Here is a 15,789-nt window from a genome sequence, read left to right as displayed (position 1 = left end):
TGAGGCGGGCATCCAAGCTCAGGGCGGTTCATGGAATAAAGGCCGCGGGAATTACCAGTACTATGCGGGCCCTGTTTATGTTAAAGCGGTAAATGCTTGCGTGAGGTATTTGGGTGGTGCCCAATACGTCGATAATGGCGTATTCTGGGACAGTTGCACCAGCCCTTATGGCTGGTGTGGCTGACCCGACTGGTCGGTCCAGTAAGTGGTGGAGACGCTGTCGCGGTGGGCGCAGGCAAGAGTGCCCACCGCGACAGCGGCCGTGAACAGACTCGGCCCGAAGCATCCCGCTCGTCCGTCTGCTGGACCGGCAGCCGGTTCGTACCCCAGGTCGTGGGAGGATCGAAGGCGGCGGGCCAGGGTCGCGCACCCGGTCGCGCCGTCGCAGTTCCAGGCGCGAGCATGAGGAGCACCGTTGAGCAGGTTGCGCTGGCTGACCGCGGGGGAGTCGCACGGCCCCGCACTCGTGGCGACGCTGGAGGGTCTTCCCGCCGGCGTCCCGATCACCACGGAGATGGTGGCGGACGCACTCGCCCGGCGGCGGCTCGGATATGGCCGCGGTGCGCGGATGAAGTTCGAGAGGGACGAGGTCACCTTCCTCGGCGGGGTGCGCCACGGTCTCACCATGGGCTCCCCGGTCGCCGTGATGGTGGGCAACACCGAGTGGCCCAAGTGGGAACAGGTCATGGCGGCCGACCCGGTCGACCCCGAGGAACTGGCCGCGCTGGCCCGCAACGCCCCCCTGACCCGCCCGCGGCCCGGTCACGCCGACCTCGCGGGCATGCAGAAGTACGGCTTCGACGAGGCCCGGCCGATCCTGGAGCGCGCCAGTGCCCGCGAGACGGCGGCCCGGGTCGCGCTCGGCGCCGTCGCGCGGTCGTACCTCAAGGAGACCGCGGGCATCGAGATCGTCAGCCATGTCGTCGAGCTGGCCGCGGCCAAGGCGCCGTACGGCGTCCTGCCGACGCCGGCCGACGTCGAGCGGCTCGACGCCGACCCGGTGCGCTGCCTGGACGCCGACGCGAGCAAGGCGATGGTCGCCGAGATCGACCAGGCCCACAAGGACGGCGACACCCTCGGCGGTGTGGTCGAGGTGCTGGCGTACGGAGTGCCCGTCGGTCTCGGCTCGCACGTGCACTGGGACCGCCGTCTCGACGCCCGGCTCGCCGCGGCCCTGATGGGCATCCAGGCCATCAAGGGGGTCGAGGTCGGCGACGGCTTCGACCTGGCCCGGGTTCCCGGCTCCAAGGCGCACGACGAGATTCTGGTCACCGAGGACGGCATCAAGCGCGCCTCCGGCCGCTCCGGCGGCACCGAGGGCGGTCTGACCACCGGCGAGCTGCTGCGGGTCCGCGCCGCGATGAAGCCCATCGCGACCGTGCCCCGCGCGCTCGCCACCGTCGACGTCGTCACCGGCGAACCCGCCAAGGCTCACCACCAGCGCTCCGATGTCTGCGCCGTTCCGGCTGCGGGCATCGTCGCCGAGGCGATGGTCGCGCTGGTCCTCGCCGACGCCGTCGCCGAGAAGTTCGGCGGGGACAGCGTCCCCGAGACCCGCCGCAATGTGCGGTCGTACCTCGACCACCTCCAGATCCGATGAGCGGCCCCCTGATCGTCCTCGTCGGCCCGATGGGCGTGGGCAAGTCCACGGTCGGTGAACTGCTCGCGGACCGGCTCGGCACCACCTACCGGGACACCGACGTGGACGTCGTGGCCACAGCCGGCAAGCCGATTCCGGAGATCTTCTACGACGAGGGCGAGGAACACTTCCGGGAGCTGGAGCGACAGGCCGTGCACGCCGCCGTCGCCGAGCACACCGGTGTCCTCTCCCTCGGTGGCGGTGCCGTGCTGGACGACGCCACCCGAGCGCTGCTCGCCGGTCACCCCGTCGTCTATCTCTCGATGGACGTGGAGGAGGCCGTCAAGCGGGTCGGTCTGAACACCGCCCGCCCGCTGCTCGCCGTCAACCCGCGCCGCCAGTGGCGCGAACTGATGGACGCCCGCCGCCACCTGTACACCGAGGTGGCCCGCGCGACCGTCGCCACCGACGAGCGCACCCCCGAAGAGGTCGCCCAGGCGGTCCTCGACGCATTGGAACTGCCGGAACGCACGGACGACCCCGTCACCCCCGGCCGGGAGAACACATGACCGAGCAGGGCCCCACCCGTATCCGGATCGTCGGCAGCGCGGGCACCGACCCGTACGAGGTGCTGATCGGCCGGCAGCTGCTGGGCGAGCTGCCGGCGCTCGTCGGCGACCGCGCCAAGCGGGTCGCCGTCCTGCACCCCGAGGCGCTCGCCGAGACCGGTGAGGCGGTCCGCCAGGACCTCGCCGCGCAGGGCTACGAGGCCATCGCGATCCAGCTGCCGAACGCAGAGGAGGCCAAGACCGTCGAGGTTGCGGCGTACTGCTGGAAGGCGCTCGGGCAGACCGGCTTCACCCGCACCGACGTCATCGTCGGCGTCGGCGGCGGAGCCACCACCGATGTGGCCGGTTTCGTCGCGGCGACCTGGCTGCGCGGGGTGCGCTGGATCGCCGTGCCCACCACCGTCCTCGCCATGGTCGACGCGGCCGTCGGCGGGAAGACCGGCATCAACACCGCCGAGGGCAAGAACCTGGTCGGCGCCTTCCACCCGCCCGTCGGGGTCCTGTGCGACCTCGCCGCCCTGGACTCGCTGCCCGTCCACGACTACGTCAGCGGCATGGCCGAGATCATCAAGGCCGGTTTCATCGCCGATCCGGTGATCCTCGACCTCATCGAGGCCGATCCGGAAGGCGCCCGTACCCCCACCGGGCCGCACACCGCCGAGCTGATCGAACGCGCCATCCGGGTCAAGGCCGAGGTCGTCTCCAGCGACCTCAAGGAATCCGGGCTTCGCGAGATCCTCAACTACGGCCACACCCTGGCCCACGCCATCGAGAAGAACGAACGCTACAAGTGGCGTCACGGCGCGGCCGTGTCGGTGGGCATGGTCTTCGCCGCAGAGCTGGGCCGGCTGGCCGGACGCCTCGACGACGCCACCGCCGACCGGCACCGCGCGGTCCTGGAGTCCGTCGGACTGCCGCTCACCTATCGCGGCGACCAATGGCCCAAGCTGCTGGAGAACATGAAGGTCGACAAGAAGTCCCGCGGCGACCTGCTGCGCTTCATCGTCCTCGACGGGCTCGGCAAGCCCACCGTGCTGGAGGGCCCCGACCCGGCCGTGCTGCTCGCCGCCTACGGGGAGGTGTCGGCGTGACCCGCCGGGTTCTCGTCCTCAACGGGCCGAACCTCGGCCGGCTCGGCTCCCGCGAGCCCGATGTGTACGGCGCCACGTCGTACGCCGGACTCGTCGAAACCTGCCAGGCCCTCGGCAAGGAGCTCGGCTTCGAGGTCGACGTCCGGGAGACCAACGACGAGGGAGAGCTGATCCGCTGGCTCCACGAGGCAGCGGACGGTTCCGTCCCGGTCGTTCTCAACCCGGGCGCGTTCACCCACTATTCGTACGGAATGCGGGACGCGGTGGCCCAGCGCACCGCCCCGCTGATCGAGGTGCACATCTCGAATCCGTACGCACGGGAGGAATTCCGCCACACCTCCGTGGTGGCGCCGGTCGCCACGGGAACCGTGGCCGGATTCGGCATCGGTTCCTACCGCCTCGCCCTGCGTGCTCTCGCCGACGAGCTGACCGACTGACGGACCGGCACACCGGCACACCGGAAGGCCGAGCGGCCGACCGGGCACTGTGCGCCGTCCCCGACCGTTGCCTCTGTGGCGGCCGGGGACGGTACGGTTGCCGTTCCACCAGCGGCAGCCCCTAGTTGCCTGTACGAGACGGAGTGGCACCGGATGCAGCACGCAGTGGGGGGCCCGCTGCCGCCGCCCCAAGGCCCCGGAAGCGGACCTGTCGGCTGGACGCACCAGGCCCGGCACCCCGGACCGCCGGGGCCGCCGCCCACCACCCCTCCCAGCCCCCAGGGCTGGAGCGGGACCGCCCCGCAGCACGCCCCGCCTTCCTCCAGGGACACCGCCGGACACGTTCAGCTGCCGCCCGGCGGTCCTGTCCCGCTCCCCGCGCCGCCCGCCGAGCCCGGCACCGGCAGCGCGACCCTCGCCGTCCTCCTGATCGGCCCCGCGGGTGCCGGCAAGACCACCGTGGCCAAGCTGTGGGCCAGCCGCCGCCGGGTTCCCACGGCCCACGTCAGCCTCGACGACGTCCGTGAATGGGTCTGCTCCGGCTTCGCCGACCCGCAGGCCGGATGGAACGACCACTCCGAGGCCCAGTACCGCCTCGCCCGCCGTACCTGCGGCTTCGCCGCCCGCAACTTCCTGGCCAACGGCATCTCCTGCATCCTGGACGACGCCGTCTTCCCGGACCGGCCGGTCGTCGGCCTCGGCGGGTGGAAGCGCCACGTCGGCCCCGGACTGCTGCCCGTCGTGCTGCTGCCCGGCCTGGAGATCGTGCTGGAACGCAACGCGGCCCGCAGCGGCAACCGCCGCCTCTCGGACGAGGAGGTCGCCCGGATCCACGGCCGGATGGCCGGCTGGTACGGCTCCGGGCTGCCGATCATCGACAACTCGACCTACGACGTGGAGACCACCGCCCGCGTCCTGGACGACATACTCGCCCGTTCCATAGCCAGCCCACCGGCCTGGTGAACCCCGGGGGACGGTGAGCCGGCTCCGGTGAGGAGTCCGTCCGCGGCCCCCGGTCGGATGCGCTGACCGAGCAGGCACGCGCAAGCGCTCGTAGGCTCGTGACATGTCAGACGTGTACGCCGTCCGCCGCGGGCTGCTCCGCGACCGGTGCGCCGCCGTCGGATCCGCGGCCGCTCTGGTCTCCCGCCCTGCCAACGTCCGCTACCTCGCAGGCGGAGCGCCCCCCGGCGCCGTGCTGCTGCTCGGCCCCGGCGAGGACGTCCTGCTCTGCCCCGGTGAGCCGACCGGCGACCTCGCCGAAGGACGTACCGACGATCAGCTGCGGGTGTCCTCGCTGCCCGCCACCGACGGCGATCCGGCGGTCGCGGCCGCCGATCTGGCCGGCGTCTCGGGTGCGGAGTCTCTGGCCGTCGAGGAACACCATCTGACGGTCGCCCGCCACCGGGCCATGGGCTCGGTCGCCCCCCGGCTCCGCCTGGCCGATCTCGGTGCCGTCGTCGAGCAGCTGAGGGTCGTCAAGGACGAGGAGGAGATCGCCTGTCTGCGGATCGCCGCCGAGATCACCGACCAGGCATTGGGTGAACTCCTCGAATCCATCCTGGTGGGCCGCACCGAACGGCATCTCGCCCTGGAGCTGGAGAGGCGCCTGGTGGACCACGGCGCCGACGGCCCTGCCTTCGCCACCTCGGTGGCCACCGGGCCGAACTCCGGTCAGGGCCGCCACCGGCCCTCGGACCGGCGGGTGGAGGAAGGGGATTTCCTCTCCGTCTGCCTCGGTGCGAACTATCGCGGCTACCGCTGCGAGATCGGCCGTACGTTCGTCATCGGGACGACGCCCGCCGACTGGCAGATCGAGCTCTACGACCTGGTTTTCGCCGCTCAGCGGGCCGGACGCGAGGCCCTCGTGCCCGGTGCCGCGTACCGCGATGTGGACCGCGCCGCCCGCCACCTCCTGGACTCGGCGGGCCACGGCGGGGGCCTCGCGCCCTGGACCGGGCACGGGGTGGGGCTCGAAATCGACGAGGACCCGCAGCTGACACCTGCAGCCATGGGTAAACTGGACGCTTGCGTGCCGGTCACCGTCGAACCGGGGGTCCACCTCCCGGGCCGGGGCGGGGTCCGGATCGATGACACGCTCGTCGTGCGCCCCGAGGCGGACGGCGGACCCGAGCTACTCACCATTACGACCAAGGAGCTGCTCGCGCTCTAGCGCGCATCCTCGGTCGTTCCACCAGCTTCAGTCCAGGAGATTCCGCAACCGTGGCTTCCACGAACGACCTCAAGAACGGCCTGGTGCTCAAGCTCGACGGAGGCCAGCTCTGGTCCGTCGTCGAGTTCCAGCACGTCAAGCCCGGCAAGGGCCCGGCCTTCGTGCGCACCAAGCTCAAGAACGTGCTCTCCGGCAAGGTCGTCGACAAGACGTTCAACGCCGGCGTGAAGGTCGAAACGGCCACCATCGACCGTCGCGACATGCAGTTCTCGTACATGGACGGCGAGTACTTCGTCTTCATGGACATGGACACGTACGACCAGCTCATGGTCGACCGCAAGGCTGTTGGCGACGCCGCCAACTTCCTGATCGAGGGCTTCACCGCCTCCGTCGCCCAGTACGAGGGCGAGGTGCTCTACGTCGAGCTGCCCGCCGCCGTCGAGCTGACCGTCCAGCACACCGACCCGGGCGTCCAGGGCGACCGCTCCACCGGCGGCACCAAGCCCGCCACGCTGGAGACCGGCTACGAGATCGGCGTCCCGCTCTTCATCACCACCGGTGAGAAGATCAAGGTCGACACCCGCTCGGGCGACTACCTCGGCCGGGTGAACAGCTAACCGTGGCTGCTCGGAACACGGCCCGCAAGCGTGCCTTCCAGATTCTCTTCGAGGCCGACCAGCGCGGTGAGTCCGTGCAGACGGTCCTCGCGGACTGGGTGCGGCACTCGCGGACCGACAACCGTCAGCCGCCGGTCACCGAGTACACGATGGAGCTCGTCGAGGGGTACGCGCAGTACGCGGACCGGATCGACGACCTCATCGTGACCTATGCCGTGGACTGGGAGATCGACCGCATGCCGGTCGTCGACCGGAACATCCTGCGGCTCGGTGCGTACGAGCTGATCTGGGTGGACGGGACCCCGGACGCGGTGGTGATCGACGAGGCGGTCCAGCTCGCCAAGGAGTTCTCCACCGACGAATCCCCGTCCTTCGTGAACGGGCTGCTGGCCCGGTTCAAGGACCTCAAGCCGAACCTCCGCCGGGAGCAGTAGCCGCCGGTGGCGTTCAGCCGACGAAGGGCCCACGGTCACCCGACCGTGGGCCCTTCGGCATGGGGCGTCCGACCGCCGCGGACACAAAAAGCCGTGCCGGCGCGGGCGCCCGTACGAGCGACCCGCACCGGCACGGCGGTACGTTTCTCCAGAGGGCTGTCAGCCCTCCTCGTGGGCGACGGCGCGACGCGCGTCCGCGTCCAGCACGCCCCAGCTGATCAGCTGTTCCGTGAGCACGGACGGCGACTGGTCGTAGATCACGGCCAGCGTGCGCAGATCGTCCTGACGGATCGAGAGCACCTTGCCGTTGTAGTCACCGCGCTGGCTCTGGATCGTCGCGGCATAGCGCTGCAGCGGTCCGGCCTTCTCCGGCGGGACGTGGGCGAGGCGCTCCAGGTCCAGGACAAGCTTCGGCGGCGGCTCGGCGGCGCCGCCGGGCGTCGTACCGGGCAGGAGCTCCTGCACCGGGACCCCGTAGAAATCCGCGAGCTCGGCGAGGCGCTGCACGGTCACGGCACGGTCGCCGCGCTCGTACGAACCGACCACGACGGCCTTCCAGCGGCCCTGGGACTTCTCCTCCACGCCGTGGAGGGAGAGGCCCTGCTGGGTGCGGATGGCACGGAGTTTGGCCCCGAGCTGCTTTGCGTATTCGCTGGACATATGGCTCCCCGGACGCTGGAACATTGCGCGGCTCCGCCGCGTGGCTGGTAACTCACTGTGAGGTTACGCAGCGTTACTTGGATGCGTCAAGCCGAATGGTCCGGACCGGCACCTCCCGGGGCGTGACCTGGGCCCGGCGCAAGCCCTGGTAACATCGATGACGCAATTTCGACGTCCTTTAAGGTCCGTCCAGTGAGGCGGAGAAGGAGGTCCGTTTCTTATGGACGCACAGCACGAAGCCACCGGCAACGCGGCGCGCCCCGTTCTGGAGGCTCCCGACATCGCCCGGGTAATGACCCGGATCGCCCACGAGATCGTCGAACGCGCCAAGGGCGCCGACGACGTGGTGCTCCTCGGCATTCCGACGCGAGGTGTCTTCCTCGCCCGCAGGCTCGCCGAAAAACTCCAGGAGATCACCGGCCGGAAAATGCCGGTCGGCTCCCTCGACATCACCATGTACCGCGACGACCTGCGGCTGCGCCCGGCGCGCGCCCTGGCCCGCACCGAGATCCCCGGCGAGGGCATCGAGGGCCGTCTGGTCGTCCTCGTCGACGATGTCCTCTTCTCGGGCCGTACGATCCGCGCCGCGCTCGACGCGCTCGGCGACATCGGCCGCCCCCGCGCGGTGCAGCTCGCGGTCCTCGTCGACCGTGGTCACCGCGAACTTCCGATCCGTGCCGACTACGTCGGCAAGAACCTCCCCACGTCGCTGCGGGAGACGGTCAAGGTCCAGCTCGCCGAGGAGGACGGCCGCGACGCCGTGCTGCTCGGGGTCCAGCGGACCGCCCCGGCGGACGCGCAGTAGCCGCAGCACACCCGTACGGGCGACGCCGAGCCCGTAGGGCGGCTTCCGCACGCCCGCATGCCTGAATCCTCCAGCCACCCGGAGAACACCCAGATGAAGCGTCACCTCATCTCGGCCGCCGACCTCACCCGCGACGAAGCCGTCCTGATCCTCGACACCGCCGAGGAGATGGCACGGGTCGCGGACCGGCCGATCAAGAAGCTCCCGACCCTGCGCGGCCGTACCGTCGTCAACCTCTTCTTCGAGGACTCGACGCGTACCCGCATCTCCTTCGAGGCCGCCGCCAAGCGCCTCTCCGCCGATGTCATCAACTTCTCCGCGAAGGGCTCGTCCGTCTCCAAGGGCGAGTCGCTCAAGGACACCGCGCTGACCCTGGAGGCGATGGGCGCCGACGCCGTCGTCATCCGGCACGGCGCCTCCGGCGCCCCGTACCGCCTCGCCACGTCCGGCTGGATCGAAGGCGCCGTCGTCAACGCCGGTGACGGCACCCACGAGCACCCCACCCAGGCCCTCCTGGACGCCTTCACCATGCGCCGCCGCCTGGTCGGGGCCGACGCCGGTCTCGGCCGGGACCTCGAAGGCCGCCGGATCACCATCGTCGGCGACATCCTGCACAGCCGGGTGGCCCGTTCCAACGTCCACCTGCTGACCACGCTCGGCGCCCGCGTCACTCTGGTGGCCCCGCCGACCCTCGTCCCGGTCGGCGTCGAGCAGTGGCCTTGCGAGGTCAGCTACAGCCTCGACGACGTGCTGCCGAAGTCCGACGCGGTGATGATGCTTCGTGTGCAGCGCGAACGGATGAACGCCGCGTACTTCCCCACCGAGCGCGAGTACTCCCGCCGCTACGGCCTGGACGGCGACCGCATGGCGAAGATGCCCGGGAACGCGATCGTCATGCACCCCGGGCCGATGGTCCGCGGCATGGAGATCACCGCCGAGGTCGCGGACTCCGACCGGTGCACGGCCGTCGAGCAGGTGGCCAACGGCGTCTCGATCCGCATGGCCGTCCTGTACCTGCTGCTGGGCGGCTACGAGCCCGCCGCCGCGGCCCACCCGTCGCCCGCCACCCCCGCCCGTACCGAGGAGAACAAGTAATCATGAGCAAGATCCTTATCCGCGGCGCGAAGGTCCTCGGCGGCGAGGCCCAGGACGTCCTGATCGACGGCGAGACCATCGCGGCGGTCGGCACCGGACTGGACGCCGGCGACGCGACCGTCGTCGAGGCCGCGGGCCAGATCCTGCTGCCCGGCCTCGTCGACCTCCACACCCATCTGCGCGAGCCCGGCCGCGAGGACTCCGAGACCGTCCTCACCGGCACCAAGGCCGCGGCCGTCGGCGGCTTCACCGCCGTGCACGCCATGGCCAACACCTTCCCGGTCGCCGACACCGCCGGTGTCGTCGAGCAGGTCTGGCGGCTCGGCAAGGAGTCCGGCTACTGCGACGTGCAGCCGATCGGCGCCGTCACCGTCGGCCTGGAGGGCAGGAAGCTCGCCGAGCTCGGCGCCATGCACGATTCGGCCGCCGGGGTGAAGGTCTTCTCCGACGACGGCAAGTGCGTCGACGACGCGGTGATCATGCGCCGCGCGCTGGAGTACGTGAAGGCCTTCGACGGTGTGGTCGCCCAGCACGCCCAGGAGCCCCGCCTCACCGAGGGCGCCCAGATGAACGAGGGCGTCGTCTCCGCGGAACTCGGTCTCGGCGGCTGGCCCGCGGTCGCCGAGGAGTCGATCATCGCCCGCGATGTCCTGCTCGCCGCCCACGTCGGTTCCCGGGTGCACATCTGCCACCTGTCGACCGCCGGCTCCGTCGAGATCGTCCGCTGGGCCAAGTCCAAGGGCTGGAACGTCACCGCCGAGGTCACCCCGCACCACCTGCTCCTCACCGATGAGCTCGTACGGTCCTACAACCCCGTCTTCAAGGTGAACCCGCCGCTGCGCACCGAGGCCGACGTCATGGCCCTGCGCGAGGCGCTCGCCGACGGCACCATCGACTGCGTCGCCACCGACCACGCCCCGCACCCGCACGAGGACAAGGACTGCGAGTGGGCCGCCGCCGCCATGGGGATGGTGGGTCTGGAGACCGCGCTCTCCGTCGTCCAGCAGACGATGGTGGACACCGGCCTCATCGACTGGGCGGGCGTCGCCGACCGGATGTCGTTCCGCCCGGCCGCCATCGGCCGGCTCGACGGACACGGCCGGCCCGTCTCGGCCGGTGAGCCAGCCAACCTCACCCTGGTCGATCCGGCATACCGTGGTGTCGTGGACCCCGCGGGCTTCGCCTCCCGCAGCCGCAACACTCCGTACGAGGGTCGCGAGCTGCCGGGCCGAGTCACCCACACCTTCCTGCGGGGCCGTGCCACGGTCGTCGACGGGAAGCTCGCGTGACATCACTCACCCCCCTGTACCTCCAGCTCGCCGCCGAGCAGAAGTCGGCCGAAGTGACCGACTGGTCCGCTCGCATCAGCTGGGTCGTCGGACTGCTCGTCCTCATCGCCTTCGTCTACTGGCTGATGCGCCAGGGATGGAAGTGGCGGGGGAGTCTTCAGTCCGATCTGCCGGAACTCGACTCCACCCCCGAGGGGTTCGCGGACGGCGAGTTGCTGCTGACGCTGACCGGCCGGTACCACGCCTCGACGACCGCCGGACAGTGGCTCGACCGCATCGTCGCCCACGGCCTCGGCACCCGCAGCCGCGTCGAGCTCACCCTGACCGACCAGGGCCTCGACGTCGTACGACCCGGGGCGGCCGACTTCTTCGTACCGGCCGCCGCCCTGCGCGAGGCCCGGCTCGACAAGGGCATCGCCGGCAAGGTCCTCCCCGAGGGCGGCCTGCTGATCATCACCTGGGCGCACGGCGACAAGCTGATCGACTCCGGCTTCCGCTCCGACCGCTCGGCCGAGCACCCGGCCTGGGTCGAGGCCATCAACCATCTCACCAGCTCTACGGAAGGCACCGCACGATGACGATCTCCACCCGGGGAGCCGGCAAAGCTCCCGCCGTACTCGTCCTGGAGGACGGCCGCGCCTTCCGCGGCCGTGCCTACGGGGCCGTGGGGGAGACCTTCGGCGAGGCGGTGTTCTCCACCGGCATGACCGGCTACCAGGAGACGCTGACCGACCCCTCGTACCACCGCCAGGTCGTCGTGATGACCGCCCCGCACGTCGGCAACACCGGTGTGAACGACGAGGACCCCGAGTCCGGACGCATCTGGGTCTCCGGCTACGTCGTCCGCGACCCCGCCCGGGTGCCGTCCAACTGGCGCTCGCGGCGCTCGCTCGACGAGGAGCTGGAGCGCCAGGGAGTCGTCGGCATCAGCGGCATCGACACCCGCGCCCTCACCCGCCACCTGCGCGAGCGCGGCGCCATGCGCGTCGGCATCTTCTCCGGCGACGCCCTCGCCGACGAGGCCGCGCTGCTGGCCCGCGTCCAGCAGGCCCCCGAGATGGTGGGCGCCGACCTCTCCGCCGAGGTCGCCACCAAGGAGACGTATGTCGTCCCCGCGATCGGCACCAAGAGGTTCACCGTCGCCGCGATCGACCTCGGCATCAAGGGCATGACCCCGCGCCGGATGGCCGAACGCGGCATCGAGGTGCACGTGCTGCCCGCCACCGCCACCCTGGAGGAGGTGTACGCGGTCGAACCCGACGGCGTCTTCTTCTCCAACGGCCCCGGCGACCCGGCCACCGCCGACCACCCGGTCTCCGTGATGAAGGGCGTTCTGGAGCGCGGGACCCCGCTCTTCGGCATCTGCTTCGGCAACCAGATCCTGGGCCGCGCGCTCGGCTTCGGCACATACAAGCTGAAGTACGGCCACCGCGGCATCAACCAGCCTGTGCAGGACCGCACGACCGGCAAGGTCGAGGTCACCGCGCACAACCACGGCTTCGCCGTCGACGCCCCGCTCGACCAGGTGTCCGACACGGAGTTCGGCCGTGCCGAGGTCTCCCACGTCTGCCTGAACGACCAGGTCGTCGAGGGCCTCCAGCTCCTCGACCGACCGGCCTTCAGCGTCCAGTACCACCCCGAAGCAGCCGCGGGCCCGCACGACGCCGCGTACCTCTTCGACCGTTTCGTCTCCCTGATGGAGGGCCAGCGTGCCTAAGCGCTCCGATATCCAGTCCGTCCTGGTCATCGGCTCCGGTCCGATCGTCATCGGGCAGGCCGCCGAGTTCGACTACTCCGGCACCCAGGCCTGCCGCGTCCTCAAGGCCGAGGGCCTGCGCGTCATCCTGGTGAACTCCAACCCGGCGACGATCATGACCGACCCGGAGATCGCCGACGCCACCTACGTCGAGCCGATCACCCCCGAGTTCGTCGAGAAGATCATCGCCAAGGAGCGCCCCGACGCGCTGCTCCCGACCCTGGGCGGCCAGACCGCGCTCAACACCGCGATCTCCATGCACGAGAACGGCGTCCTGGAGAAGTACGGCGTCGAGCTCATCGGCGCCAACGTCGAGGCCATCAACAAGGGCGAGGACCGCGACCTCTTCAAGGGGGTCGTCGAGGCCGTCAAGGAGAAGATCGGCCACGGCGAGTCCGCCCGCTCGGTCATCTGTCACTCCATGGACGACGTCCTGGCGGGCGTCGAGACGCTCGGCGGCTACCCCGTGGTCGTCCGCCCCTCCTTCACCATGGGCGGCGCCGGCTCCGGCTTCGCCCACGACGAGGAGGAGCTGCGCCGCATCGCCGGTCAGGGCCTCACGCTCTCCCCGACCACCGAGGTGCTCCTGGAGGAGTCCATCCTCGGCTGGAAGGAGTACGAGCTGGAGCTGATGCGCGACAAGAACGACAACGTCGTGGTCGTCTGCTCCATCGAGAACTTCGACCCGATGGGAGTCCACACGGGTGACTCGATCACCGTCGCCCCGGCGATGACGCTCACCGACCGCGAGTACCAGCGGCTGCGCGACATCGGCATCGCGATCATCCGCGAGGTCGGCGTCGACACCGGCGGCTGCAACATCCAGTTCGCCATCGACCCGACCGACGGCCGGGTCATCGTGATCGAGATGAACCCGCGCGTCTCCCGCTCCTCGGCGCTCGCCTCGAAGGCCACCGGCTTCCCGATCGCCAAGATCGCCGCCAAGCTGGCCGTCGGCTACACGCTCGACGAGATCCCGAACGACATCACCGAGAAGACCCCCGCCTCCTTCGAGCCGACCCTCGACTACGTCGTGGTCAAGGCCCCCCGGTTCGCCTTCGAGAAGTTCCCCTCCGCCGACTCCACCCTCACCACCACCATGAAGTCGGTGGGCGAGGCCATGGCGATCGGCCGGAACTTCACCGAGGCCCTCCAGAAGGCCCTGCGCTCCCTGGAGAAGAAGGGCTCGCAGTTCGCCTTCACCGGCGAGCCCGGCGACAAGGCCGAGCTGCTGGCCGAGGCGGTCCGCCCGACCGACGGCCGGATCAACACCGTCATGCAGGCGATCCGAGCCGGCGCCACCCAGGAGGAGGTCTTCGACGCCACGAAGATCGACCCCTGGTTCGTCGACCAGCTCTTCCTGATCAAGGAGATCGCCGACGAGCTGGCCGCCGCCGACGAGCTCGGCGCCGAACTGCTCGCCGAGGCCAAGCGGCACGGCTTCTCCGACGCCCAGATCGCCGACATCCGCAGCCTGCGCGAGGACGTCGTACGTGAGGTGCGGCACGCGCTGGGCATCCGCCCGGTCTACAAGACCGTCGACACCTGCGCCGCCGAGTTCGCCGCGAAGACGCCGTACTTCTACTCCAGTTACGACGAGGAGACCGAGGTCGCGCCCCGCACCAAGCCCGCGGTGATCATCCTCGGCTCCGGCCCCAACCGCATCGGCCAGGGCATCGAGTTCGACTACTCCTGCGTCCACGCCTCCTTCGCGCTGAGCGACGCGGGCTACGAGACCGTGATGGTCAACTGCAACCCGGAGACCGTCTCCACCGACTACGACACCTCCGACCGCCTGTACTTCGAGCCGCTGACGCTCGAAGACGTGCTGGAGATCGTGCACGCCGAGTCCCTCGCGGGCCCGGTCGCCGGTGTCATCGTCCAGCTCGGCGGCCAGACCCCACTGGGTCTGTCGCAGGCGCTCAAGGACAATGGTGTACCGGTGGTCGGTACGTCCCCGGAGGCGATCCACGCCGCCGAGGACCGCGGCGCCTTCGGCCGCGTCCTGGCCGAGGCGGGACTGCCGGCCCCGAAGCACGGCACCGCCACCACGTTCGACGAGGCCAAGGCCATCGCCGACGAGATCGGCTACCCCGTCCTGGTACGCCCCAGCTACGTGCTCGGCGGTCGGGGCATGGAGATCGTGTACGACGAGGCGCGGCTCTCCTCGTACATCGCCGAGTCCACCGAGATCAGCCCCACCCGGCCGGTCCTGGTCGACCGCTTCCTCGACGACGCGATCGAGATCGACGTCGACGCGCTCTACGACGGCACCGAGCTCTACCTCGGCGGCGTCATGGAGCACATCGAGGAGGCCGGTATCCACTCCGGCGACTCCGCCTGCGCGCTGCCCCCGATCACGCTCGGCGGCTACGACATCAAGCGGCTGCGCGCCTCCACCGAGGGCATCGCCAAGGGCGTCGGCGTACGCGGACTGATCAACATCCAGTTCGCGCTCTCCGGCGACATCCTGTACGTCCTGGAGGCCAACCCGCGCGCCTCCCGGACCGTCCCCTTCACCTCGAAGGCGACCGCGGTCCCGCTCGCCAAGGCAGCCGCCCGGATCTCGCTGGGCGCGACCGTCGCCGAGCTGCGCGCGGAGGGCCTGCTCCCGGCGAACGGCGACGGCGGCACCCTGCCGCTCGACGCGCCGATCTCGGTCAAGGAGGCCGTCATGCCGTGGTCGCGCTTCCGCGACATCCACGGCCGCGGCGTCGACACCGTCCTCGGCCCGGAGATGCGCTCCACCGGCGAGGTCATGGGCATCGACTCCGTCTTCGGCACGGCGTACGCCAAGTCGCAGGCCGGTGCCTACGGCCCGCTGCCCACCAAGGGCCGCGCCTTCATCTCGGTGGCCAACCGCGACAAGCGCTCGATGATCTTCCCGGCGCGTGAACTCGTCGCCCACGGCTTCGAGCTGCTCGCCACCTCCGGCACCGCCGAGGTCCTCAAGCGCAACGGCATCAACGCCACGGTCGTGCGCAAGCAGTCGGAGGGCATGGGCCCGCAGGGCGAGAAGACCATCGTCCAACTGATCCACGACGGCGAGGTCGACCTGATCGTCAACACGCCGTACGGAACCGGTGGCCGGCTCGACGGCTACGAGATCCGTACCGCCGCCGTGGCCCGGTCCGTGCCGTGCCTGACGACGGTCCAGGCGCTCGCCGCCGCCGTCCAGGGCATCGACGCGCTCACCCACGGAGACGTCGGCGTCCGATCGCTCCAGGAACACGCGGAACATCTGACCGCGGCCCGCGACTAGCAGCAGGCAGGGGGACACCGGA

Annotated in this window: 15 protein-coding genes; 14 read left to right on the top strand and 1 reads right to left on the bottom strand. The window is 70.4% G+C overall.

What is annotated here, in order from left to right:
* The first annotated feature begins 415 nt into the window (after positions 1-415).
* The 8 genes from aroC to nusB all read left to right on the top strand — a co-directional run bounded on the left by aroC (position 416) and on the right by nusB (position 6,900).
* Complete coding sequence (aroC, locus tag ACZ68L_RS04550) at positions 416-1,600, top strand: chorismate synthase (RefSeq protein WP_469574141.1); 1,185 nt, start codon at positions 416-418, stop codon at positions 1,598-1,600.
* Positions 1,597-2,148 (top strand): shikimate kinase, encoded by a 552-nt coding sequence (locus ACZ68L_RS04545; RefSeq protein ID WP_469574140.1) that lies wholly within the window; start codon positions 1,597-1,599, stop codon positions 2,146-2,148. Before aroC ends, ACZ68L_RS04545 begins: the two co-directional genes overlap by 4 nt.
* Positions 2,145-3,239: a 3-dehydroquinate synthase gene (aroB, locus tag ACZ68L_RS04540; protein ID WP_469574138.1), complete on the top strand. Its 1,095-nt coding sequence runs from the start codon at positions 2,145-2,147 to the stop codon at positions 3,237-3,239. The genes ACZ68L_RS04545 and aroB overlap by 4 nt, the downstream gene beginning before the upstream one ends.
* Positions 3,236-3,676, top strand: coding sequence for a type II 3-dehydroquinate dehydratase (aroQ, locus tag ACZ68L_RS04535; RefSeq protein WP_469574136.1), 441 nt, complete (start codon positions 3,236-3,238; stop codon positions 3,674-3,676). Before aroB ends, aroQ begins: the two co-directional genes overlap by 4 nt.
* Positions 3,677-3,829: 153 nt before the next feature.
* A complete protein-coding gene (locus ACZ68L_RS04530) occupies positions 3,830-4,639 on the top strand; it encodes a Pro-rich N-terminal domain-containing protein (RefSeq protein WP_469574135.1) in 810 nt (269 codons plus the stop codon).
* Positions 4,640-4,742: 103 nt separating this feature from the next.
* The gene (locus tag ACZ68L_RS04525) at positions 4,743-5,849 is read left to right on the top strand and encodes an aminopeptidase P family protein (RefSeq protein ID WP_469574134.1); all 1,107 of its coding nucleotides are present in this window, start codon (positions 4,743-4,745) and stop codon (positions 5,847-5,849) included.
* Positions 5,850-5,899: 50 nt separating this feature from the next.
* The gene (efp, locus tag ACZ68L_RS04520; RefSeq protein ID WP_469574132.1) at positions 5,900-6,466 is read left to right on the top strand and encodes an elongation factor P; all 567 of its coding nucleotides are present in this window, start codon (positions 5,900-5,902) and stop codon (positions 6,464-6,466) included.
* A 2-nt stretch (positions 6,467-6,468) separates the two neighbouring features.
* A complete protein-coding gene (gene nusB, locus ACZ68L_RS04515; RefSeq protein WP_361443925.1) occupies positions 6,469-6,900 on the top strand; it encodes a transcription antitermination factor NusB in 432 nt (143 codons plus the stop codon).
* 159 nt (positions 6,901-7,059) lie between these two features.
* Here the strand turns inward: nusB and bldD are convergent, their stop codons facing one another.
* On the bottom strand, positions 7,060-7,560 hold the full coding sequence (gene bldD, locus ACZ68L_RS04510; RefSeq protein WP_014044812.1) for a transcriptional regulator BldD: 501 nt from the start codon (positions 7,558-7,560) through the stop codon (positions 7,060-7,062).
* Positions 7,561-7,780: 220 nt separating this feature from the next.
* On the opposite strand from bldD, the gene pyrR reads away from it, so the two are divergent.
* From pyrR to carB, 6 genes are all read left to right on the top strand, one after another.
* Entirely contained in the window at positions 7,781-8,365 is a 585-nt protein-coding gene (gene pyrR / locus ACZ68L_RS04505) for a bifunctional pyr operon transcriptional regulator/uracil phosphoribosyltransferase PyrR (protein ID WP_361443922.1), read from the top strand.
* A 93-nt stretch (positions 8,366-8,458) separates the two neighbouring features.
* On the top strand, positions 8,459-9,460 hold the full coding sequence (locus tag ACZ68L_RS04500; RefSeq protein WP_469574559.1) for an aspartate carbamoyltransferase catalytic subunit: 1,002 nt from the start codon (positions 8,459-8,461) through the stop codon (positions 9,458-9,460).
* A gap of 2 nt (positions 9,461-9,462) precedes the next feature.
* Positions 9,463-10,749, top strand: coding sequence for a dihydroorotase (locus tag ACZ68L_RS04495; protein WP_469574130.1), 1,287 nt, complete (start codon positions 9,463-9,465; stop codon positions 10,747-10,749).
* A complete protein-coding gene (locus ACZ68L_RS04490; RefSeq protein WP_469574128.1) occupies positions 10,746-11,327 on the top strand; it encodes a PH-like domain-containing protein in 582 nt (193 codons plus the stop codon). Before ACZ68L_RS04495 ends, ACZ68L_RS04490 begins: the two co-directional genes overlap by 4 nt.
* Positions 11,324-12,466: a glutamine-hydrolyzing carbamoyl-phosphate synthase small subunit gene (gene carA, locus ACZ68L_RS04485; RefSeq protein ID WP_469574126.1), complete on the top strand. Its 1,143-nt coding sequence runs from the start codon at positions 11,324-11,326 to the stop codon at positions 12,464-12,466. Before ACZ68L_RS04490 ends, carA begins: the two co-directional genes overlap by 4 nt.
* Positions 12,459-15,767 carry a carbamoyl-phosphate synthase large subunit gene (gene carB / locus ACZ68L_RS04480; RefSeq protein ID WP_469574125.1) on the top strand — a complete coding sequence of 1,103 codons (3,309 nt, stop codon included), beginning with the start codon at positions 12,459-12,461 and terminating at the stop codon, positions 15,765-15,767. Before carA ends, carB begins: the two co-directional genes overlap by 8 nt.
* Positions 15,768-15,789 lie beyond the last annotated feature (22 nt).

Source organism: Streptomyces sp. NPDC104309, assembly GCF_055584025.1.
The sequence above is the reverse complement of the archived record's forward strand: the minus strand, read 5'-3'. Positions and strand labels throughout refer to the sequence as shown.

Bases quoted from the DNA above. Each gene is read 5' to 3' on its own strand.
- ACZ68L_RS04525 (WP_469574134.1), top strand. From the start codon at position 4,743: ATGTCAGACGTGTACGCCGTCCGCCGCGGGCTGCTCCGCGACCGGTGC.
- ACZ68L_RS04545 (WP_469574140.1), top strand. From the start codon at position 1,597: ATGAGCGGCCCCCTGATCGTCCTCGTCGGCCCGATGGGCGTGGGCAAG.
- ACZ68L_RS04530 (WP_469574135.1), top strand. From the start codon at position 3,830: ATGCAGCACGCAGTGGGGGGCCCGCTGCCGCCGCCCCAAGGCCCCGGA.
- bldD (WP_014044812.1), bottom strand. From the start codon at position 7,560: ATGTCCAGCGAATACGCAAAGCAGCTCGGGGCCAAACTCCGTGCCATC.
- carA (WP_469574126.1), top strand. From the start codon at position 11,324: ATGACGATCTCCACCCGGGGAGCCGGCAAAGCTCCCGCCGTACTCGTC.
- aroB (WP_469574138.1), top strand. From the start codon at position 2,145: ATGACCGAGCAGGGCCCCACCCGTATCCGGATCGTCGGCAGCGCGGGC.
- ACZ68L_RS04500 (WP_469574559.1), top strand. From the start codon at position 8,459: ATGAAGCGTCACCTCATCTCGGCCGCCGACCTCACCCGCGACGAAGCC.
- pyrR (WP_361443922.1), top strand. From the start codon at position 7,781: ATGGACGCACAGCACGAAGCCACCGGCAACGCGGCGCGCCCCGTTCTG.
- ACZ68L_RS04495 (WP_469574130.1), top strand. From the start codon at position 9,463: ATGAGCAAGATCCTTATCCGCGGCGCGAAGGTCCTCGGCGGCGAGGCC.